This window comes from Rhodococcus sp. UFZ-B548 (genome assembly GCF_903819475.1).
Taxonomy (GTDB): domain Bacteria; phylum Actinomycetota; class Actinomycetes; order Mycobacteriales; family Mycobacteriaceae; genus Rhodococcus_F; species Rhodococcus_F erythropolis.
The window spans coordinates 31,797-50,291 of the sequence record NZ_CAIJDS010000002.1 but is presented as its reverse complement, the minus strand read 5'-3'; the positions used below and the strand labels follow the sequence as shown (position 1 = coordinate 50,291).

The 18,495-nt window shown below is 61.4% G+C and carries 23 protein-coding genes; 12 read left to right on the top strand and 11 right to left on the bottom strand.

Annotation, left to right across the window (positions count from 1 at the left end; genetic code table 11):
* Complete coding sequence (ppk2, locus tag H7C86_RS03030; protein ID WP_153212522.1) at positions 1 to 768, bottom strand: polyphosphate kinase 2; 768 nt, start codon at positions 766 to 768, stop codon at positions 1 to 3.
* A gap of 219 nt (positions 769 to 987) precedes the next feature.
* On the opposite strand from ppk2, the gene H7C86_RS37135 reads away from it, so the two are divergent.
* Together H7C86_RS37135 and H7C86_RS03025 are read left to right on the top strand one after the other, a co-directional pair.
* Positions 988 to 1,239, top strand: coding sequence for a three-helix bundle dimerization domain-containing protein (locus H7C86_RS37135; protein WP_019748020.1), 252 nt, complete (start codon positions 988 to 990; stop codon positions 1,237 to 1,239).
* A 131-nt stretch (positions 1,240 to 1,370) separates the two neighbouring features.
* Positions 1,371 to 1,748, top strand: coding sequence for an SHOCT domain-containing protein (locus tag H7C86_RS03025; protein ID WP_020969370.1), 378 nt, complete (start codon positions 1,371 to 1,373; stop codon positions 1,746 to 1,748).
* Here H7C86_RS03025 and H7C86_RS03020 read toward each other — a convergent pair.
* Together H7C86_RS03020 and H7C86_RS03015 are read right to left on the bottom strand one after the other, a co-directional pair.
* Positions 1,726 to 3,171 carry an ABC transporter ATP-binding protein gene (locus tag H7C86_RS03020; RefSeq protein ID WP_182261162.1) on the bottom strand — a complete coding sequence of 482 codons (1,446 nt, stop codon included), beginning with the start codon at positions 3,169 to 3,171 and terminating at the stop codon, positions 1,726 to 1,728. The two genes, H7C86_RS03025 and H7C86_RS03020, sit on opposite strands and share 23 nt — an antisense overlap.
* 78 nt (positions 3,172 to 3,249) lie before the next feature.
* A complete protein-coding gene (locus H7C86_RS03015) occupies positions 3,250 to 3,648 on the bottom strand; it encodes a hypothetical protein (protein ID WP_019748023.1) in 399 nt (132 codons plus the stop codon).
* A 162-nt stretch (positions 3,649 to 3,810) separates the two neighbouring features.
* Here H7C86_RS03015 and H7C86_RS03010 point away from each other — a divergent pair, with 162 nt between their 5' ends.
* Positions 3,811 to 4,404, top strand: coding sequence for a GNAT family N-acetyltransferase (locus H7C86_RS03010; protein WP_135000349.1), 594 nt, complete (start codon positions 3,811 to 3,813; stop codon positions 4,402 to 4,404).
* Between the two features lie 17 nt (positions 4,405 to 4,421).
* On the opposite strand, the gene H7C86_RS03005 is transcribed toward H7C86_RS03010, so the two are convergent.
* From H7C86_RS03005 to H7C86_RS02990, 4 genes are all read right to left on the bottom strand, one after another.
* Positions 4,422 to 5,498: an ABC transporter substrate-binding protein gene (locus H7C86_RS03005; protein WP_225989566.1), complete on the bottom strand. Its 1,077-nt coding sequence runs from the start codon at positions 5,496 to 5,498 to the stop codon at positions 4,422 to 4,424.
* Between the two features lie 142 nt (positions 5,499 to 5,640).
* The gene (locus tag H7C86_RS03000; RefSeq protein ID WP_020907402.1) at positions 5,641 to 6,459 is read right to left on the bottom strand and encodes an AraC family transcriptional regulator; all 819 of its coding nucleotides are present in this window, start codon (positions 6,457 to 6,459) and stop codon (positions 5,641 to 5,643) included.
* 54 nt (positions 6,460 to 6,513) lie between these two features.
* Positions 6,514 to 6,840, bottom strand: a complete 327-nt coding sequence (locus H7C86_RS02995) for a multidrug efflux SMR transporter (protein WP_019748027.1) — start codon at positions 6,838 to 6,840, stop codon at positions 6,514 to 6,516.
* On the bottom strand, positions 6,837 to 7,187 hold the full coding sequence (locus tag H7C86_RS02990) for a multidrug efflux SMR transporter (RefSeq protein WP_019748028.1): 351 nt from the start codon (positions 7,185 to 7,187) through the stop codon (positions 6,837 to 6,839). The genes H7C86_RS02995 and H7C86_RS02990 overlap by 4 nt, the downstream gene beginning before the upstream one ends.
* Before the next feature lie 53 nt (positions 7,188 to 7,240).
* Here H7C86_RS02990 and H7C86_RS02985 point away from each other — a divergent pair, with 53 nt between their 5' ends.
* The 5 genes from H7C86_RS02985 (at position 7,241) to H7C86_RS02965 (ending at position 11,931) form a co-directional block, all read left to right on the top strand.
* Complete coding sequence (locus H7C86_RS02985) at positions 7,241 to 7,960, top strand: transglutaminase domain-containing protein (protein ID WP_042951657.1); 720 nt, start codon at positions 7,241 to 7,243, stop codon at positions 7,958 to 7,960.
* Positions 7,961 to 7,989: 29 nt separating this feature from the next.
* A complete protein-coding gene (gene map, locus H7C86_RS02980; RefSeq protein ID WP_182261077.1) occupies positions 7,990 to 8,847 on the top strand; it encodes a type I methionyl aminopeptidase in 858 nt (285 codons plus the stop codon).
* An 8-nt stretch (positions 8,848 to 8,855) separates the two neighbouring features.
* On the top strand, positions 8,856 to 10,367 hold the full coding sequence (locus H7C86_RS02975) for a cobyric acid synthase (RefSeq protein WP_182261076.1): 1,512 nt from the start codon (positions 8,856 to 8,858) through the stop codon (positions 10,365 to 10,367).
* Between the two features lie 84 nt (positions 10,368 to 10,451).
* Positions 10,452 to 11,021, top strand: a complete 570-nt coding sequence (locus H7C86_RS02970; protein WP_020969378.1) for an RNA polymerase sigma factor — start codon at positions 10,452 to 10,454, stop codon at positions 11,019 to 11,021.
* Between the two features lie 76 nt (positions 11,022 to 11,097).
* Positions 11,098 to 11,931 carry a GAF and ANTAR domain-containing protein gene (locus H7C86_RS02965; RefSeq protein WP_019748033.1) on the top strand — a complete coding sequence of 278 codons (834 nt, stop codon included), beginning with the start codon at positions 11,098 to 11,100 and terminating at the stop codon, positions 11,929 to 11,931.
* Here the strand turns inward: H7C86_RS02965 and H7C86_RS02960 are convergent.
* Both H7C86_RS02960 and H7C86_RS02955 read right to left on the bottom strand, forming a co-directional pair.
* On the bottom strand, positions 11,928 to 12,353 hold the full coding sequence (locus H7C86_RS02960) for a DUF6069 family protein (RefSeq protein ID WP_182261075.1): 426 nt from the start codon (positions 12,351 to 12,353) through the stop codon (positions 11,928 to 11,930). The genes H7C86_RS02965 and H7C86_RS02960 overlap by 4 nt on opposite strands.
* Positions 12,354 to 12,441: 88 nt before the next feature.
* Positions 12,442 to 13,311, bottom strand: a complete 870-nt coding sequence (locus tag H7C86_RS02955; RefSeq protein WP_259349030.1) for a PhzF family phenazine biosynthesis protein — start codon at positions 13,309 to 13,311, stop codon at positions 12,442 to 12,444.
* Between the two features lie 121 nt (positions 13,312 to 13,432).
* Here H7C86_RS02955 and H7C86_RS02950 point away from each other — a divergent pair, with 121 nt between their 5' ends.
* From H7C86_RS02950 to H7C86_RS02940, 3 genes are read left to right on the top strand one after another with little or no spacing between them, the layout of a single operon-like run.
* Complete coding sequence (locus H7C86_RS02950; RefSeq protein WP_020969381.1) at positions 13,433 to 13,894, top strand: PPOX class F420-dependent oxidoreductase; 462 nt, start codon at positions 13,433 to 13,435, stop codon at positions 13,892 to 13,894.
* Positions 13,895 to 13,939: 45 nt separating this feature from the next.
* A complete protein-coding gene (locus H7C86_RS02945; RefSeq protein WP_020907410.1) occupies positions 13,940 to 14,560 on the top strand; it encodes a TetR/AcrR family transcriptional regulator in 621 nt (206 codons plus the stop codon).
* Positions 14,557 to 15,363: an enoyl-CoA hydratase/isomerase family protein gene (locus H7C86_RS02940; RefSeq protein WP_020907411.1), complete on the top strand. Its 807-nt coding sequence runs from the start codon at positions 14,557 to 14,559 to the stop codon at positions 15,361 to 15,363. The genes H7C86_RS02945 and H7C86_RS02940 overlap by 4 nt, the downstream gene beginning before the upstream one ends.
* Positions 15,364 to 15,397: 34 nt before the next feature.
* On the opposite strand, the gene H7C86_RS02935 is transcribed toward H7C86_RS02940, so the two are convergent.
* Together H7C86_RS02935 and H7C86_RS02930 are read right to left on the bottom strand one after the other, a co-directional pair.
* Complete coding sequence (locus H7C86_RS02935) at positions 15,398 to 16,429, bottom strand: phosphotransferase family protein (protein ID WP_020907412.1); 1,032 nt, start codon at positions 16,427 to 16,429, stop codon at positions 15,398 to 15,400.
* On the bottom strand, positions 16,422 to 17,567 hold the full coding sequence (locus tag H7C86_RS02930) for a hypothetical protein (protein ID WP_021343973.1): 1,146 nt from the start codon (positions 17,565 to 17,567) through the stop codon (positions 16,422 to 16,424). The genes H7C86_RS02935 and H7C86_RS02930 overlap by 8 nt, the downstream gene beginning before the upstream one ends.
* A gap of 27 nt (positions 17,568 to 17,594) precedes the next feature.
* Between H7C86_RS02930 and H7C86_RS02925 the strand changes: the two genes are divergently transcribed.
* Positions 17,595 to 18,299, top strand: a complete 705-nt coding sequence (locus H7C86_RS02925) for a TetR/AcrR family transcriptional regulator (RefSeq protein ID WP_259349029.1) — start codon at positions 17,595 to 17,597, stop codon at positions 18,297 to 18,299.
* Positions 18,300 to 18,495: the final 196 nt, after the last annotated feature.

Below are 18,495 nucleotides of genomic sequence, written 5' to 3'. Positions count from 1 at the left end.
TCAATACCGGGTCGGAATCCAGTGAAGCGGTTGTTTGGGCGTCTGGTAGCCGTGGGCCTTCTGCCGTTTCGGCAGGGTGATGTCAGTGGATTGCACGGGCTCGTAGGGGATCTGACTCAAAATGTGACTGATGATGTTGAGTCGTCCGCGTTTCTTGTCGTCGTTGTTTGCGACATACCAGGGCGCCCAGCCGGTGTCGGTGAAGCGAAACATCTCGTCGCGAGCACGCGAGTAGTCGTACCAATGACTGAACGACTTCAGATCGAGATTCGACAGCTTCCAGATCTTTCGAGGATCGTCGATCCGGCTTTGCAGACGTAAGAGCTGCTGTTCTTCGCTGACCTCGAGCCAGTACTTGAGCAGGATGACTCCCGATTCCACGATCGCGCGTTCGACGGTCGGAATGAGCTGGAGAAATTGATGAGCCTGTTCTTCGGTGCAAAAGCCCATCACTCGTTCGACTCCGGCACGGTTGTACCAACTTCGGTCGAAGATGACGATCTCGCCCGCCGCCGGGAGATGTGGGACGTAACGCTGGACATACATCTGCGAATGCTCTCGCTCGGTCGGCGCCGGTAGAGCAACCACCCGGAACACTCGTGGACTCACGCGTTCGGTGATGGCTTTGATTACTCCGCCCTTCCCCGCGGTATCTCGGCCTTCGAACACGATGCAGACCTTGGCGCCAGACGATTTGACCCACTCCTGCAAAGCCACGAGCTCACCGTGCATCGGCTTGAGTTCGTGGCGGTATACCTTGTTCTTCATCGGTTTTTCTGCGACGAGTGCCGCGTCGTCGTGAAGAATCCGAGCGTTCTTTCCCACTTCCACTCCTTGGAGACGTGAGCGCGCGGGGCATCGTCCGCTCGTATGTGTATGCCCCGTATTCGGTCAACCTATTCTCTCCGTGATCGAGACCCGAATCGTGTTGTTTTCGAACCTGTTTCGAGTCTTGACGCAGTCGCCTGGACGGACGACCATTAATGAATGACTGGCGACGAAGAGTTGCTCCACGTCGAGCGGGTGATCACTCGCCTGATTTCCCGGTATCCGAATGTTCCTCCACCGGAGATCGAAAACAGAGTGCGAACAATTCACCAACGTTTTGCGGGGTGTCGGATACGTGATTTCGTGCCTCTCCTTGTCGAAAAGGCGGCCAGACACGAGATCTCGAACCGGATGATCGTGATTCCGATAATGGATGAACGGTCCGCAGTGCTGAACCCTCTCGAACTGTAGCCGGAACGGACGTCGTCGGCGCATACTGAAATGACCTTGGACCAGGGAGTTTTGGCCGACTGCAGATTTCAGGCGCGGAATGTCAGCCTCCCGAACTCCTTATGTGTAAACCGAGTACAGGGAGCGTTGACATGGAAGGTTTCTGGGAATTCTTCTGGTTCATCTTCGTCTGCTTTGCCTTTGTGGCGTATTTGAGCGTGTTGTTCTCGATCATCACCGACTTGTTCCGTGATCACGAGACTTCGGGTTGGGCCAAGGCGTTGTGGATGATTTTCCTCTTCGTCATTCCATTCTTGTCCGCGATGATCTACGTGGTTGTCAAGAATGACGGAATGACTCGGCGGTCGATGGAGGCCGCTCAACAGCACATACACGCGCAGAGTGACTACATTCGAACCGTCGCCGGCAGGTCTCCGACTCAGCAGATTGCCGACGCCAGAGAGCTTCTCGACTCCGGCGCGATCAACGAAGAGGAATTCCAGGCAATCAAGGCAAAGGCGCTGGCGTAGTTTTTGTATCTTCTGCCCCAGGCCTGGCGTCGTCGGTTCCGGCGTCGTCAGGCCGGGCGTCCTGCGCGGCGGCGCGTGCGGGACGAACCAGCACTTCGAGAGCTACGAGTGCAACCAGCGCAATGATGACGATCCAACCCACGACCAGACCGGTGGGGTAGCGCCAGAAGAGCAGCAACAGTGCGGCGATGCCGATGATGGCGCAGCGCAGCGGAACACGAAGCTGATTGGCCCACCGCTCCACCTGATTCGGCGTACGGCCGCTTGAAGAATGCCGGACGAAGTCCAATGCCTGCCCGTAGCCTCGTCGAACGGCGATCGCCGACGACGACCCACCGACCAGGTAGGCCCCGAGCCCTATCACCACGCCGAGGACCGCGACCGCTCGCAGGCTCGTGCGCAGTGGTACCAGAACTGTGTCGATGACGGCAGTGGCGGCGTCTGGCGAGAGGATATCGGTGGGCACACTGTCGAGGTAGATTGCGCGTCCGATGAGAATTCCGATCGCGAGAACCAGCATTCCCAACGCAATCGACAGGCCGACCAGGGACAGTGCGCGGAGCCTGCGACCGGTTGGCGCAACGGCGACAGCGGCTGCCGCGCAAGCGATTCCCAACCACGGCAGCACCGCTGAGACCTTGTCGAGTGCCGAGACGGCTCGCTGAGCCTTCACCAGCTCGGGGGACTGGAAGAGAACAAATTCCTTGTCCACGGAGGGGATTTTGTCTGCGAAGGCGAAGCCGCGGTCGATCAAAGCTGCTTTGACCCTGTCGATGATCGTACTGAGCGAAATGCTGACGGTTCCGCTCTGATCGACTTCGACGGAATTGGGGCCGTAATCTCCGGTCATGACCGAGACCAGTGCGTTGTGCGCCGATCGGTTCGCTTGAATCCACAAGTCCTCGAACTGTTGTGACCGAACGAGCGAGCCCACCGTGTCGTGAACAAAGCTCTTTGCCTGGCCGGCGATCACCGGTGCCAACCCCACTACGGCTTGATCTAGACGCGGCGCGTTGGCCGCAAGATTCGACACGTCGGTCAGTGCGGTGAGTGCGTCGGTGGTGAGCCCCTCGACGTCGACACGATCGAAGATCTCGTCGGTGATCTGATTCGTGATCTCGGCCTGCACGGCGGGATTCTCGCCCAGTGGCGCGACCGTGCTGACGTAGCGGTCCGTATCGAGTATCTGACTACGGGTGAAGCGGGTGGTCACGGACAAGACTGCAAGGAGGGCGACCAACACCAGCAGTATCGCCACGGCAGTCCACCGGAGTCCGTGTCGAGGTGGCCGGGAGACTTGCTCGACGGTCGTTTCGCGGGCGCTGGGAGTCTGCTCTCGAAGTGTTGCAACCTCTTGCCGCAACCTGGCTAGTTCGGCACGTTCGTCCTCCTGGAGTGGGCCGTCGTTCGTGCCGTTTGCCATCATGTTCCTCTCCGGAGGGAAACTACTGCCGCACAGATGAAAACGCTGAATTCGATGGGTGTATCCGAAGTCGAGACCTCAGATCACGTCGGGATTCCATGTCGCGACAGCCCAGATGACGAATACGTCGAGCGCGATGATGGTGATCGACCACCACGGAGAGTGGGGTAGCCACAGGAAATTCGCGAGGATCGAGAGCGAACAGAAGATTATCGCGCCTACCCGTGCCCACGTCGCGCCGGTGAAGAGCATGATTCCGACAGCGGTGACGAGCACGCCGAGTACGAGGTGAATCCATCCCCAGGAGGTGAGGTCGAATTGGTACGCGTATTCAGGGCCGACAACGGTCACATCGTCCTTGGATATCGCCGAGATGCCTTGGAGAATTTCGAGCACGCCGACGGTGACGAGAAGAACGGCTCCGCCCAGCGCGCTTCCTTTTGCCACACCTTGCTTGACCAGTGATTCCTCGGCCATGACCGCCCCTTGGTATCAAGTGCGAAATTGCCTGGCGTAACTCCGTATTGCGACTATTTACGGTGGTGAAGTATCCCGCCACGGGGCAAATCAAACATTGAGCGCTGGACATCCTCGCGATATTCGCTCGCCCACGAATCCGAGAGGATCTACCGTGACGGCATGGATGTGGAGGACGCAGGCATGACGCCGACGACTGCGCCGGTAACAATTCGGACGGATCGACTGGTGCTTCGTACCTACCGTCCCGGCGATCATCAGGACCTTCTCACCTTCTACGGGCGTAGCGACGTGTGCCGGTATTTGTTCAACGAACCCTGGAGCCCGGACGATGCGCGAGAGGCAGTGCAGACCAGAATGTCTCGCCGCGACCTGAGAGCGGGCGCGGTGGCTCTTGTCGTCGAATACGAGGGCCGGGTTGTCGGAAGCGTGAGTGCCTGGCTAGTCGACGAATCAGGGGACGCTGTCGACACCGAGCGCACCGCCGAAGTCGGGTGGGCATTCTCGCCCGACTTCGGCGGCCGAGGATTCGCGACGGAAGCTGTGACCGCTCTGATCGACCTGGTCTTCGCGACACCCCGATTGCGCCGCGTGGTCGCGCAGATGGATGCGAGAAACGAATCCTCGGCGCGACTCGCGCGGCGAATCGGGTTGCGGCGAGAGGCACATTTTCGGCAGAACGCGTGGATCAAGAACGAGTGGACCGACACTGTGGTTTTTGCAACGCTGCGCAGTGAGTGGCCTACAAGTCTCTGATCAGGAGGGCCGAGCTGCTACTTCGCAACCAGTTCGGTCAACTGGGGGACCAGCTCGTCAGTTGCCCATGGAACGCTCAAAACGCTGACGTACATGGTGGCGGCTGTCAGGCGATTGTCGGTGATCCACAAGTCCTTCCCGTTGGCGATAACCGGCCACCGTGCGAACAGGGTGTTGGCCAACGTGCTGTCGACTTCCGACTGATCGCTTGCCCATCCGAGATATACGTCGGTGTTTATCGTGTCGAGCTTTTCCATGCTGATGCCGAACAGGAACGAGTCGCCTGCAAAGTTCTTGGCACCGTTGACCACGTCGGGAGCGACTGTGAGTCCGAGGTTTTCGACGAACTTCACGCGCGGATCGTCCGGGCCGTAGATGGCCGTTTCGGTTTCGCCTTCGCGGATGTAAGACCCGAAGGCGAACGTGACTCCATTGAATTCAGGATGGCTGGTCTTCGACTCTTCCACCGTCTTTTCGACGGACTTGATCAAATCCGCGGTCTGGGCCGGGCGCCCCAAGGCCTTGCCGACATCGGTGGCGAGGTTTTGCCACGAACTCGGCTGGTACGGCTTGGTGTCGTAGGGGAGTGTCGGGGCGATCGAGCTCAGACGCGAATAGTCCTGCTCGGAGAAACCGGAGTACGGGGCCAGAATCAGGTCGGGTGCGGCATTGAGGATCTGCTCGAACAGAAGCTCACCGCTGTCGGAGTAGTACGGCGCCGGTGTGGGCAGCGGCTGGCCCGACTTCTCGAGTTCCGCGCGCGTCCACGGGAGGAAGCCGTCGGCGTCGCCGGCCCACGAGTCCTTCTGCATTGCAATCGGAGTGACGCCGAGGGCGATGACAGTGTCGGCCGCTGCGGAATCGAGGGTGAGGATCCTGGTCGGTTCCTTGTCGATGGTGGTGCCGCCGAATGCGTGCTCGATCGTGACGGGGTATGCGCCGTCCTCGACAGCAGATGCCGACGAACTATTTTCCTGGGCGTCCGATGACGACTGCGTGCAGGCGGTCAGAGGCAGTGCGGCCGCCACCATCAGCGCAACGACAATTCGCCTCTTCCGTTGGGGACGAATTCTCTGACGGGCAGATCTGAACACGCGAAACTCCTCGGGATTGATCGGGGAAGTGCTTGCACGACTCAGTGCGGTACGCACATGAGAGCAGGCTTACCTAAGTGAATGTAGGGCGCGTGCGTGTAGCGAAGGGGCCAGCAGATGTCGACAACAGGTCAGGCTCGAGTCAGTTGACAGCGGCGAGCGCATTGCCAGGGGTGTAGCCGACCGTCTTACGGAAAGCAGCGATGAACGAGCTCGACGTCCCGTACCCGACTCGACGGCTGACGGCGTTCACACTCATCCCGGTCCCGAGCATGCCCAGTGCTGTGCTCATGCGAACCAGAGTGCGCCATTGCGCAAAACTGAGCGCAAGTTCCGCGGCAAAAATCCGGGTGACCGTGCGTCGGCTGAGGTTGAGAACGTGCGCCCACTGGTCGAGTGACCGATCGTCGGCGGGATCCGACAACACTTTGTCGACGAGTTGTCGAAGCCGGGGATCGCGGGGGATCGGTACATCGAAGTGAGGTGCCGATGCCGGGGTGAGGAGATCGACACAGACCTGCTGTGCCCGAAGGCGTTGTTCTGCAGGCATTCCGGTATGGGCGAGGTGTATCAGCAGTACCCGGGCTGCCTCACTCAAGGTCACGATGCACGGTTCGTTCCAGGTGGGAGTCCACAACTCGGGGGTGAAGAGAGTGGCGCGGAATGCGACGTGGGGATTGGCTTGACCTTCGTGGAGGACCCCGCGAGGGATCCACAGGCCGACGCCGGGCGTGACGGTCCAGAGTTGATTGTCGATGATCATGTTGACGACGCCGCGGTCGGACCAGATGAGTTCGTGCTCGGCATGAGCGTGCTGTGGCCACTGGGTGATGTGGTCGGTCTCGACGATGTACGTCGTCAGTTGGAACGGCGCCGGGACGGCGCGCGCCATCGGAGTGTGGCGGTCGGAATCCGACAGGTGGAGGCCACCGTCGATTTCACGAAGGGCAGGGATCGGCACTGCGGACTACCTCCAAAGCAAAGTTAGGTAAACCTTACACCCTGTTTGCTGGGTTCAGTGGCCCGCACCGAGTTCGATGAGAAGCACGCCTGCCGCGATAAGGCCGATCCCCACGATCATGAGCTTGGTCAGCGGTTCGCGAAAGAGAATGCGGGATGCGATTGCTGTTAGCGCCACCCCGCAAGCAGTCCAGATGCCGTACGCAACGCCGATCGTCAGGCCCGCGTCGAGTGCGAGCGTGAGGAAAGCGAAAGCGGCGAGGTACCCCACGGTGACAACCGCGAGCCATCGTTTGTCGCTGCCGTCCTGCGACGCCATCCGTAGTGACAACGTCGCGGTGACCTCGGAAATAATTGCAGCGATCAGAAATACGAAAGTCATGCCGGGTCCGCCGGCCCGCTGTCGGCAGCAACCTGGGAACCGAGTTCAACGCAGAGGACTCCGCCGATGACCAGGGCAATGCCGACGCCCATCGTGGCTGTCAGGGGGTCGCCGAAAAGGAAAGTCGCGAACACCGCGGTCAGGACAACTCCGGTTGCGCCCCAGATTCCGTATGCAACACCGAGTCCCATGCCCTCCCGCAGGACGAACGACAACGCGGTGAATGCTGCGAGATATCCGCCGACGACCACGACGTACCAGGCGGGGTGATCGAGGGCCGCGCGCAGAGACAGAGTCGCAGACACCTCGGTCAGGATCGCGGTGATCAACAGGAGCCATTTCTTCACGGTTCGGATTCTGTCAGGCTCCACCGATTCCGGTCGCGCACTACGGTTGAGACATGACGTGCGTGCTGCTCGGCGGAATCCGCCAAGGTGACATCCGCCACGATGTGTCCGGTGGCGATATAACCGCGACGCCGATTCTCGACTGGGGCCACGATGACGTGGCTCGCCTCTACGAGGACATTGCAGAAGGTGCGATCCAGTCGGCGCAGGAGTTCCTGGTGTCGGCGCATCGCAGCGTCGCTGCAAATATTCGGCCGGTGTACGGCCTCGACGACCGGCAACCCGTCTCGGTGACATTGAGCCGAGGACGCGGATCCTGCAGTCAGAGACTGGCTATCGTCGAAGCGTTGTCTCGCCGCCGAGGTATCGCCACCCGAGTTCGCGGTCTCGTACTTCGTGGGGAGTTCTGGTACCCGAGATTTCGGCGTCTACATGCGGTGATTCCGAAGTCAGTGCTGCTGGCGTGGCCGGAATTTCTGGTCGACGGGCGCTGGCAGGACATCTCCGAGATCGTTTCACCTGCGGTGGTCTCAGCGCTCGAACCGTTCACGAATACCGGCGAGGAGACACTGTTCGACGCGATCGGACGCGCTCCGATCAGTTGGGGCAAATCAATTTCGTGCGATTGCTTGGACTTCTCCGAATTCGTCGACCGTGATCTGGGCACCTTCGAATCTCGCGACAAGCTCTTCGAGGAATTCGGACAGACGATGTCGACCCCCATCAGAATTCTCGTCGATCCGGTTTTCCGGAACTGGAGTGCATCCGGCTGACGCGCGACGCGAGGTCTAGGCTGTTCTGCATGTCTGTGCGTACCCCATTGGTCCCTGGAACCGTCTCTCCCGTCCTCGCTGTGCCCTCGAAGATCGAGCGGCCCGAGTACGCGTGGAAGCCGACCGCCAAAGAGGGCAACGAGCCCTGGGTTCAGACGCCGGAGACGATCGAGGCGATGCGCATCGCCAGCAAGATCGCTGCCGGCGCGCTGCAGGAAGCCGGCAAGGCTGTCGCTCCCGGTGTCACGACCGACGAGCTCGACCGCATCGCACACGAGTTCATGCTCGACCACGGCGCATACCCGTCGACGTTGGGCTACAAGAGCTTTCCCAAGTCGTGCTGCACGTCTCTCAACGAGGTGATCTGCCACGGAATCCCCGACTCGACCGTGATCCAGGACGGAGACATCGTCAATATCGACGTCACCGCGTACATCAACGGGGTGCACGGGGACACCAATGCGACGTTGCTCGCCGGTGACGTGTCCGAAGAGAACCGCTTGCTCGTCGAGCGCACACACGAGGCAACGATGCGGGCCATCAAAGCCGTCAAGCCCGGCCGCGCGCTCAACGTGATCGGACGCGTCATCGAGTCCTACGCCCATCGGTTCGGGTACGGCGTCGTCCGGGACTTCACCGGACACGGAATCGGCGAGACCTTCCACAACGGCCTCGTGATCCTGCACTACGACGAGCCCGCGGTCGAGACGATCATCGAACCGGGCATGGTCTTCACGATCGAACCGATGATCAACCTCGGTGGTATCGACTACGAGATCTGGGAGGACGGCTGGACCGTCGTCACCAAGGACCGTAAGTGGACGGCGCAGTTCGAGCACACCTTGGTGGTCACCGAGACCGGTGCAGAGATTCTCACCCTGCCTTGAGTTCGGCGATGCGCGGCGCTCTGCTGGTAGCCGGCACTACTTCCGACGCAGGCAAGAGCGTTCTGGTAGCCGGATTGTGTCGCATGTTGGCGCGTCGAGGCGTCCGAGTGGCGCCGTTCAAGGCACAGAACATGTCGAACAACTCCGTGGTCACGCTGGACGGCGGAGAGATCGGCCGTGCGCAGGCACTTCAGGCGCGGGCATGCGGTCTGGAGCCGAGTGTTCGATTCAATCCCGTGCTGCTCAAGCCGGGGAGTGATCGCACTTCGCAACTGGTCGTTCGGGGCAAGGCGATGACCACGGTGGGTGCTCGCGATTACATGCAGCATCGGCAGTGGCTTCGCGCCGTCGTGGCCGAAGATCTCGAATCGCTTCGATCCGAGTTCGACGTCGTGATCTGTGAAGGCGCCGGTTCACCGGCCGAAATCAACTTGCGCGCAACGGATCTTGCCAACATGGGATTGGCTGAGGCTGCGCAGATTCCGGTCGTCGTCGTCGGTGACATCGATCGCGGCGGCGTCCTGGCCCATCTGTTCGGGACCGTTGCTGTGCTCTCGCCGAGCGACCAGGCATTGATCGCGGGATTTGTGATCAACAAATTCCGCGGTGACGTTGCACTGTTGGAACCCGGACTGGATCAACTGCGCAGCCTCACCGGTCGACCCACTCTCGGAGTGATCCCGTTTGCCGACGATCTTTGGCTCGACGCCGAGGATTCGCTTGGCGTCACCGGCAACGCCCCGGTAGGGCGCCCTGGCCCACCCGTCGGTTCGGCCTGGCTCACCGTTGCTGCGGTTCGGCTCCCGCGCATCTCCAACTCGACGGATGTCGAGGCGCTGGCATGTGAACCGGGCGTGGCAGTTTCGTGGGTGACCGATCCGTCGCGGATCCGCGACGCAGACCTCGTGGTGATCCCCGGTAGTAAGTCCACCGTGAGTGACCTCGAGTGGTTGCGGAGTACCGGCCTGGCTGACGAGATCATCGCCCGAGCGAGCCGCGGGCAGGCGGTGCTGGGAGTCTGCGGCGGATACCAGATGCTGGGTAATTCCATCGTCGATGACGTCGAATCAGGATCAGGGATCACCGCAGGACTCGGTCTGCTGGACCTCGACATCGAATTCGCTTCGGACAAAGTGCTGGCGCAGGTAACCGGTTCCGCCGACGGTATCTCGGTGTCGGGGTACGAGATTCATCACGGACGCGTCGTGCACAACGGGGACCGTCCATTGCTGGCGGACTCGGGCGGTGTGCCGGAAGGCAGTGTGCGAGGGTCTGTTCGAGGGACACACTGGCATGGTCTCCTGGAAAGTGACGACTTTCGGCGCAGCCTGCTGCGTGAGATCGCGGTTCCCGGTTTTGTTGCTGCACCCGACACCTCGGTTGCCGCGGTGCGAGAACAACAACTCGACCTTCTCGCTGATCTCGTCGAGCAGCACCTCGATCAGGATCTACTCGAGAAACTGATCAACGGTGGGGCGCCGATCGGGCTTCCCGTCATTGCCTCCGCACTCGAAGCCTGAGAGCGCTCCCGCGGGCGTCGACGTGGACGCGGTAGAATAGCCAGGCCTCACTCCCGCGACGGCTCCCTAGTAGGAGTGTGCGCGGTGACAGATCAATTCGACGGCTTGCTTACCGACTTCAGTGACGAGGTGCTGGTCGACTCGGCAATGCTCGGCGATCATGCGGCCTTCGACGTCATCGTTCGCCGATACGGCCCGCACTTGTATCGATTTGCCCGTCGACTCGTCACCAGTGAGAGTGACGTCGACGACATCGTCCAGGAAACCTGCGTTGCCGCCTGGCGCCAACTTCCGGGGTTTCAGCGGCGCTCGAGCATCAAGACCTGGTTGTTCGCGATCTGCTCTCGCAAGATCGCGGATGTCCATCGAAAAGTCGGCTCCTGCGCCGCCGATGTGGACGGACTTCGGGACGAAGTCGATACTCGATTGCGCGATCCGAGCGAGGAAGTATGCGGCACAGCATTTCTCGACGCTCTTGAAGCCGAACTCGATCGTCTACCGCTGCGTCAGCGCGCCGCCTGGGTCTTGCGGGAAGTCGAGGGCATGACGTATCCACAGATCGCAGTTGTCCTGGAACTGAGTCCGGACGCGGTTCGTGGCCAACACACTCGGGCGAGGCGGAATCTGGGTCTCGCGCTCGACCGATGGCGTTGACGACTCGGCGGTTTGCCGGGTTCTGTCACCGAACTCACTCTCCTGACGGCCCGGGTAGCTGGAAGAATGCTTCGTCGTGGATACCGCTTTCGACCCCAGAGGCTTCGACCCGAGAACCGAGGATTCGGTGCCGTCGGTAATGCCGGACGATGCGACGGCAACGGGTGCTGACGTCGCCGTCGAGGCTGCGGAAACTCGGCTGACTGCAAGCGCGGTCCGGGAGTTGCTGGCAGCGCTCGGAGGAAGTATCGGCGACGAGGACGAACTCGTGGTTTTGCTCCAGCGCGCCGTCGAAATCGCGAACGACGCCATCGAGGGCGCCGACAGCATCGGCGTCACCATCGATCTGGCCGGGCAGACCTACACCGCCGTTCATACCGATTCGCGGACTCTGCGTGTCGACATCGAGCAATACGACGCCGGCGACGGACCATGTCTGCACGCCGCTCGAACCGGTGAAACCGTTGTCGTCGATGCCGAGACCAGCGCGGAACGCTGGCCGCGGTTCGCGGCGGCGGCGAAGGACGAAGGGATCAAGTCCTTTCTCGCGGCGCCGCTCTTCACGCCGGATCAGCGACTGGGTTCGTTCAACCTGTACGGACGCGCCTCAGCGGCATTCGACCGCGTCGACGCGGATGTCATGGAGATTCTCACGACAACGGTCTCACGCGCGATCGGCGACTTCTCTCGTTTCAAGTCCGCCAAGGCGGTGGCTGATGCCTTGCAACGTGCGCTCGAGACCCGGGCGCCGATCGAACAGGCCAAAGGCATGCTGATGGCCATCCATCGGATCGACGCCGACACCGCATTTCACATGCTGCGCAAGCAGTCTCAGACGACGAATACCCGGTTGCGCGACGTGGCAGCCGAGATCGTCGAGACGTATTCGGCGCCGCCTACCGCTGTCTAGTTCGAGGGGGACCGACGTACAGCCTCGAGCGCGACGACGACGCCCGCGGCGACAACCACGTGCATCAGCGCGAGCATGACCGTGCTGGCGGCGTCGAAGTCCGCGGCAATGGTCAAAGCGATGGTGCCGAGCGCCACGACTGCACCCACGATCTGGGCGCTGCGGATGATCGGCTCCCACTTCAGTGAGATCAACATTGCGACCGACAAACCGACCAGCAGTGGCACCACCGTCAATGTGATGACCCCACCAGGCGCGACGCTCGCCGGCTTTCCCTGATCTGTCATCTCGAAGGATCCGCCCAATGCGAGGCCGATCAACCACAGGATCAGATTGACGACGAGAGCAATTACCGTGGCGCCGAGTACGGCACGTGGCTTGGTGACGTGGAGGTTGTGTGCGGTTGACGTGATTGCAGACATGGTGTTCTCCCGGCTCGATGCGATGGTCTTGTGACGTCGCTCTGGTGAATAGACCCGCCGGCTGGGAGAAACTCATCGCTGAGGTTGACTATTGCCCGTCGACGACGGGCACTGCGGTGCCGGTGACCGAGGTACCGCCGTCGACTGGGATGTCGACCTCGAGCACACTGGGACGCCCGACGTGTCGGCCCTGGTGGATGGTGATTCGCCGCGGAGTGGCCGCGGGTTCGAGTTTGCGCAGGTAACCGCCGGTCGACGCCGCTGCGGACCCGGTTGCGGGATCCTCGACGATGTTTCCCACCGGAAACAGATTTCGGGCTTCGAAGGTGTTGTCGTCGAGGGGATGCAGGATTGTCACCGTGCCGGCCCACCCCTGCGCGTCCATCAGAATTCGCATTGCGGATGGATCGAAGGTGAACTCGTCGAATGTCGACTGATCACGAAGTACGACGATCGGGTGAGTGTTGCCGGCGTACGAAAGCATTGCGGGATACCGCGCGTCGAGCGCAGACGAATCGACGCCGATGAGCCCGAGCAGCGCTGTCAGCACGGCGTGATCGATCGGCGAGACCGACGGTTCGACGCTGATGAAGGTCGCGGTCGACCTTCCGTCCTCGTCGGTCGCCGTGTCGATGGATACCGGTCCGATCGGTGTTTCGAATGTGAAGGTTCCGTCGCCGTCTCGCTCGGTGAGAGCGATGGCCGTCGCAATAGTGGCATGACCGCAGAACGGTACTTCGGCGATAGGGGAGAAGTACCGGATCCGGCTGTGGCGCGGGTTGCCTCCGAGTTCCGGTTCGATGAGGAACGCCGTCTCGGCATACCCGACTTCGGCTGCAACGGATTGTAATTCGGGGTCGTCGAGTCCGCGGGCGTCGAGCAGCACGCCGGCGGGATTACCGCCGGCCGGATCCGAACTGAACGCAGTCAGTCGGAGGATGTCGTGAGAAGTTGCCATGTCGACCATCTTTGTCCGCTGTCGTCCATCGGGGGAAGAGACATCGCGCGATTGCGGTCCGCGATCTTCGAACTGGACTGCCTCCGGAACAAACCGGCCGCACGGCGTCGTTGGTGCAGATATGAGCAATGACACAGACACCGACGACGCGTTGTTCGCACTCGTGGCCCAGGGAAAACAAGGCGTGCTGGCAACCGTCAAGCGTGACGGCCGCCCACAGTTGTCCAACATCATTTACCGCTGGGACGTCGAGTCGAAGACGGCTTCCGTGTCCATCACAGCCGATCGCGCCAAGAGTAAAAATGCGATCCGCGATCCGCGGGTTTCCCTTCACGTCAGCGCGCCCGACTTCTGGAGCTACGCCGTGATCGAAGGACTTGCCGTGGTGACACCCGTCGCGGCCGATCCTCACGACGAAGTGTCTGACGCACTGGTCGAGCTGTACCGGGACATCAGCGGTCAGGAGCATCCCGATTGGGAGGAGTACCGCGAAGCGATGGTTGCGGAGCGTCGACAGATCCTCACGGTGCGCGCTGATCACGTCTACGGAATGACGAGGCTCCCCAAGCCGTCCGGCACCTGAACTGCGTTCGTTCAGGTAGGAGATAACGTTACGAGTTAATATGTAATGGTGAAAACCGAGTCTCCCGCCCGTATCGGACGACCACGCGACCCAGGCAAGGACGAGGCTGTGCTGCTTGCAGCTCGCACACTGCTGGCCGAAGTCGGGTATCAGCAGACGACCATTTCGGCGATTGCCAGGACTGCCGGTGTCAATACGCCGGCCATCTACCGTCGCTGGTCGTCACGGGAAGCCCTGATCGAAGAAGCAGTGCATGGACCGGGCGGACATCCGTTGCCTCGGTCGACCGGTGATTTGCGGGTGGATCTGACGACGTGGGTGCACATCTTCCTGGTCCGCGCTGCCCGACCCGCGGCGCGGGCCGGAGTTCCTGGCCTGCTTGCCGATTCGCGGACGGCGGAGGCGCGACAACGTCTGTTGGCTATCGGTGCGCCGGTTCGTGCAGCGTTTCAGGATCTGCTGGACGACGCGGTGAGGCGTGGTGAGATCCCGGCAGGTGCAGACGCGATGTTCTTGTTCGATCTGCTGGCCGGAACGACGACAATGCAGGGGCTGACCCGTGGGCTCGAGGGTCAGGACCGCTTTGTAGATGCCCTCGCACGATCTCTGTACGTCCTGGCTGCGCATCCGGCCGACGCCGTCGGGACGGAAGCGGTGGGGCAATGATCTCGGTTTCGGTGGACGGCGGCGTTGCCGTCGTGACCCTCGACAGGCCTGACAAACGGAATGCCTTCAACAAGCGCATGGGTCGAGAATTGGGGCAGGCGTACCGAAAGCTCGACGAAGACGATTCCGTTCGCGTGATCGTGCTGACCGGTGCGCCACCAGCATTCTGCGCGGGTGCAGATCTTGGCGACGGCGCCGGCACCTTCGATTCACCTGACGGCGAGCAGTTTTCGTCATCACCGGTGGATCCGCCGGCGTTCGAGTTGCGAAAGCCGGTCATCGCAGCGGTGAACGGACATGCGATCGGAATCGGCCTCACCATCGCGATGCAGGCCGATATCAGAATCTTTGCAGCTGACGCCAAGTATGCAATTCCGCAGGTTCGCCTCGGTGTGTTGCCGGATGCGATGGCGCATTGGACGGTTCCGCGCATCGCAGGAATGGCTGTGGCCGCCGACATCCTTTTGACTGGAAGGACGTTCGACGGAGCCGAGGCAATCGCGCTCGGGTTGGGTAGCCGTTGCCTGCCCGCTGACGAAGTCCTTTCGGCGGCGTTGGTGATCGCCCGAGACATTGCGACGAACACTGCACCGATGTCGGTGGCACTCTCGAAGCGACTGCTCTGGCAGAGCCAGAGCAGCAGCTGTCGACCAGAGACGGTGGCGGCCATCGAAACGGACCTGCATCTACGCGTCATGGGGAAGCCGGACGCGGTGGAAGGTGTTCGTGCATTAATGGAACGGCGCACGCCTGTGTGGGTTTCGCGCTTGTCCGCCGAGTGGCAGGAAATCCCGTCGGAATGATTCGGGAGCCTTGCGGAAAATCACACGCGGACGACTACGCGTCTCGCAGCAACTGTTCGAGACGATGTTTGCAGAACGCGGTGATATCCGTATGTTCGCCGAGTTGGAGATGCGTGGACAGGCGCAGGAGCGGAACAGCGAGTAGAACCGCAGCGAGTACCTCGTTGAACAAAAGGTTCTCGACCCTCCAGCCGGTCAGTTCCTCGTAGCGGGCAATGGTCTCTTCTCGGCTGGGAGTGCCTGGCAAAGGTGTGTGTCCCTCGAATTCGCTACACGCCCAATCGAGAAACAACAGCCAGGCGAGGTCGGCCTCGTGATCGCCGAGGTAGGCCATCTCCCAGTCGAGAACCCCGGCGATCGACTGGTCCGGACCATAGAGGATGTTCGACATCCGGGCATCGCCCCAGCACAGTGTCACATGTTCGGGTTGGTAGATATTCTCCCTCAGCCAGGCCAGTGCTTTGTCGAATATCGGCGGTAGGTCCGGCGATGCCCAACGAACGGCCCAGTCGAGGTAGTTCACCGCCTGTTCGACCGGATGGGTGCCGAACTTGGGGTAGGCGAGGAATCCGAGTTCGAGCTTGTCCGGGTCCAAGCGATGAATCTGCGCAATCGTCTCGACGCATCCCCACCACATCTTCGCTCGGCCTGCCTCATCGGCTTCGAAGTATGTTCCGGCACTGTGATACGACGGAAAGTCGCTGGGCGCCTCGGCATTACCGATGCGGTCCATGACGTAGTAGGGGCTGCCGAGTGGGTTGTCGCCGCTGTCGATCCACCGAACGTGGGGGACTGCGAGGTCGGACTTCGCGAGCCTTTGTGTCACGAGGAACTGGCGGCGGAGATCGTAGTCGGGGAACAGCGAAACCTCCGGTGGACGCCGGAAAACAAAACCACTCGACTCGCCAGTGGCGCCATCGAGGTCGAACAGGTATGTCTCCGTCGAGAATCCGCGTTCGGTGCGCTTGAAGTTGACGATCTTGGCGCCCCGAGTACCCGGAATGTGCTCCCGGACAAGTGGTTCAAGGGCGGGTGCGATGTCTTCTGCGGCTGTTCGGTCAGTCATTGTTCGTACCTGTCCGTGTGTTGCTCCAATCGGTGTACCCGTAGCGGGGATTCACGCCCATGAAGACCATTTCCACGAGCCCGTATCCGACTTTGTCTCCCATGCGGACCTCGCACAGCGTCTCGCTGAGCATGCTCACCTGCCGGATTTCATCGAGGTTCGTGATGTCGACGGTGAAGCTGTCGCTGAAGTCCTTGCCGCGGTACATGCCGGAGGCGTACCCCCGGTACTCGTCGTAACCGGCCAGTCCGGGCCAGAAATCGCACACTGGATTCACCTCGATCACATCGGTGGTCCGGTCCGCTCGGTGCACGGTGAAAGTGCCGGATTCGACCACCCGCATGTCGTCACGGAATTTCAGGTCGTGCTCGACGTCGATGATCGGTAGCGCGTCCTTGCCGGAACCGATCGGGAAGAGCACCTCGCCCTCGAACTGCCAGCGCGCGCCGGTACTGGTTTCGCGCTGCGCGAAATGCACTACCTCGTCGTCGAATTGGAATATCCCCATGTAATAGAGGACTCCGTCCGGAACCTCGGACGGCTGCAGGTTCGCGCCCTCGGACAGACTGCCGCCGCCACCGCCGTGTCGTACGCCCCACGAGTGATCGCGGCCGAACCACCAGTTGTCGGGATCGATGTCGATGCGGGTGCCGTCGATTTCGATCCAACCCGTGATTGTGCCGTTCTGGTAGAAGCGTCGGGCGTCTTCGCGAACGCGGCCGCGCGTGCGATGGAACGCTGCCGTCTGCTCGTACACCGGGAAGTCGCCGTGGAAGTCGAGTTGCAGGCTCAATCCGTGTTCGTTTGCGTCGACCGTGGAACGTACCTGGCGGAGTGGTTCGACGATTTCATAGGTGTACGGCCCCACACTCCACGCTGCCAGTCCTCCGGTCTGAGGGTTCAACTCGGTGGACAGGCGCACCACGCGGGCTTCCTCACCCTTGCGCGTCACCATCGCGTAGGCGTCGAGGACGTTGCGGTTCGGGTATTTGGCCAGTCCCGTCATGATGCTGATCTCGCCCGTTTTGTCGAAGCCGTACATCACGATGCGTTCGGTCCAGCGCAGGTCACTTTGGGAGACGTGGTCGAGTGTCGTCGGGAGTTGATGAATGAGTAGTTCGTCGTGCGGTGTGATCACAGTCGGTCCTTGTGTCGACGGAGTGGGGTGTTCACAATCTATTACGGAGCGCTACGCAACGTAATGGTTTTCGGCGAAACCGGTCGGGTACTGTCCGCAGTTGTGGACGAACGCAAAGATCGACGCATCGGCACCGTCGGAGTCGGGCGCCCTCGAGATCCGCAAGTGGACGACGCCATCCTCACCGCCGCCCGCGACTTGCTGGCGGAGCAGGGTTACCAGAAGACCACGATCACAGCCATCGCGCGAAGGGCCGAACTGGGCACTGCCGCAATTTATCGGCGCTGGGCGACCAAGGAATCCATCATCGAGGATGCGGTCTTCGGAATGCAGGATGCGGCGCTACCGGTGACCACGTCGAATTTGCGTGACGACATGCAGGCCTGGACGAGATGGTTCCTCGCGAGAGTTGCCGAACCGGCAACGCGCGCAGCGATTCCCGGCCTGCTGTCGGCCTACCACCAAGAAGACGGCGCCTACGAACAACTGGTTCGGAGATCGGAAGACCCGGCCCGGCTCGCGCTCGCCGAGCGCGTGCGTGTCGAATTTCCCGAGCGGTCCGACGCGGAAATCGTGTCGACCGCCGATGTGGCCTTCGACATTCTCGTTGCAACCACCATCGTGCGGGGCCTCACGAGTGGCCTCGCCGACGGTGACGCGTTCTGCGCGCGCACTGCGGACGCACTGGTTCTGCTTGTTACGTCGACGGGAACCGAGATCAGCCGGCAATGAGGGGCTGACCGAGGCGCTTCCTCCGGTCAGGCGCTCGTTGCTTCGCCCACCCCCCCACTCGAGCGAACGGTACGTCGGTCGCCTCAGATGCGCCGAAAGCCACTTTCGCTCAGGGGAGAGGCGGTGCAGAGCGAACAAATCGGACTCGCCGGCGGTGGTGAGAATGTATGAGTGGTCATACTTCTGTCGACTCCAG

What these genes read in the sequence shown, in the direction of transcription:
- H7C86_RS37135 (WP_019748020.1), top strand. Translation starts at nt 988, where the DNA reads ATGACTGGCGACGAAGAGTTGCTCCACGTCGAGCGGGTGATCACTCGC.
- H7C86_RS02935 (WP_020907412.1), bottom strand. Translation starts at nt 16,429, where the DNA reads ATGACTGACCGAACAGCCGCAGAAGACATCGCACCCGCCCTTGAACCA.
- H7C86_RS02955 (WP_259349030.1), bottom strand. Translation starts at nt 13,311, where the DNA reads ATGGCAACTTCTCACGACATCCTCCGACTGACTGCGTTCAGTTCGGAT.
- H7C86_RS02985 (WP_042951657.1), top strand. Translation starts at nt 7,241, where the DNA reads ATGACGTGCGTGCTGCTCGGCGGAATCCGCCAAGGTGACATCCGCCAC.
- H7C86_RS02995 (WP_019748027.1), bottom strand. Translation starts at nt 6,840, where the DNA reads ATGACTTTCGTATTTCTGATCGCTGCAATTATTTCCGAGGTCACCGCG.
- H7C86_RS03015 (WP_019748023.1), bottom strand. Translation starts at nt 3,648, where the DNA reads ATGGCCGAGGAATCACTGGTCAAGCAAGGTGTGGCAAAAGGAAGCGCG.
- ppk2 (WP_153212522.1), bottom strand. Translation starts at nt 768, where the DNA reads ATGAAGAACAAGGTATACCGCCACGAACTCAAGCCGATGCACGGTGAG.
- H7C86_RS02950 (WP_020969381.1), top strand. Translation starts at nt 13,433, where the DNA reads ATGAGCAATGACACAGACACCGACGACGCGTTGTTCGCACTCGTGGCC.
- H7C86_RS03010 (WP_135000349.1), top strand. Translation starts at nt 3,811, where the DNA reads ATGGATGTGGAGGACGCAGGCATGACGCCGACGACTGCGCCGGTAACA.
- H7C86_RS03025 (WP_020969370.1), top strand. Translation starts at nt 1,371, where the DNA reads ATGGAAGGTTTCTGGGAATTCTTCTGGTTCATCTTCGTCTGCTTTGCC.
- H7C86_RS03020 (WP_182261162.1), bottom strand. Translation starts at nt 3,171, where the DNA reads ATGGCAAACGGCACGAACGACGGCCCACTCCAGGAGGACGAACGTGCC.
- H7C86_RS02945 (WP_020907410.1), top strand. Translation starts at nt 13,940, where the DNA reads ATGGTGAAAACCGAGTCTCCCGCCCGTATCGGACGACCACGCGACCCA.
- map (WP_182261077.1), top strand. Translation starts at nt 7,990, where the DNA reads ATGTCTGTGCGTACCCCATTGGTCCCTGGAACCGTCTCTCCCGTCCTC.
- H7C86_RS02960 (WP_182261075.1), bottom strand. Translation starts at nt 12,353, where the DNA reads ATGTCTGCAATCACGTCAACCGCACACAACCTCCACGTCACCAAGCCA.
- H7C86_RS02940 (WP_020907411.1), top strand. Translation starts at nt 14,557, where the DNA reads ATGATCTCGGTTTCGGTGGACGGCGGCGTTGCCGTCGTGACCCTCGAC.
- H7C86_RS02975 (WP_182261076.1), top strand. Translation starts at nt 8,856, where the DNA reads ATGCGCGGCGCTCTGCTGGTAGCCGGCACTACTTCCGACGCAGGCAAG.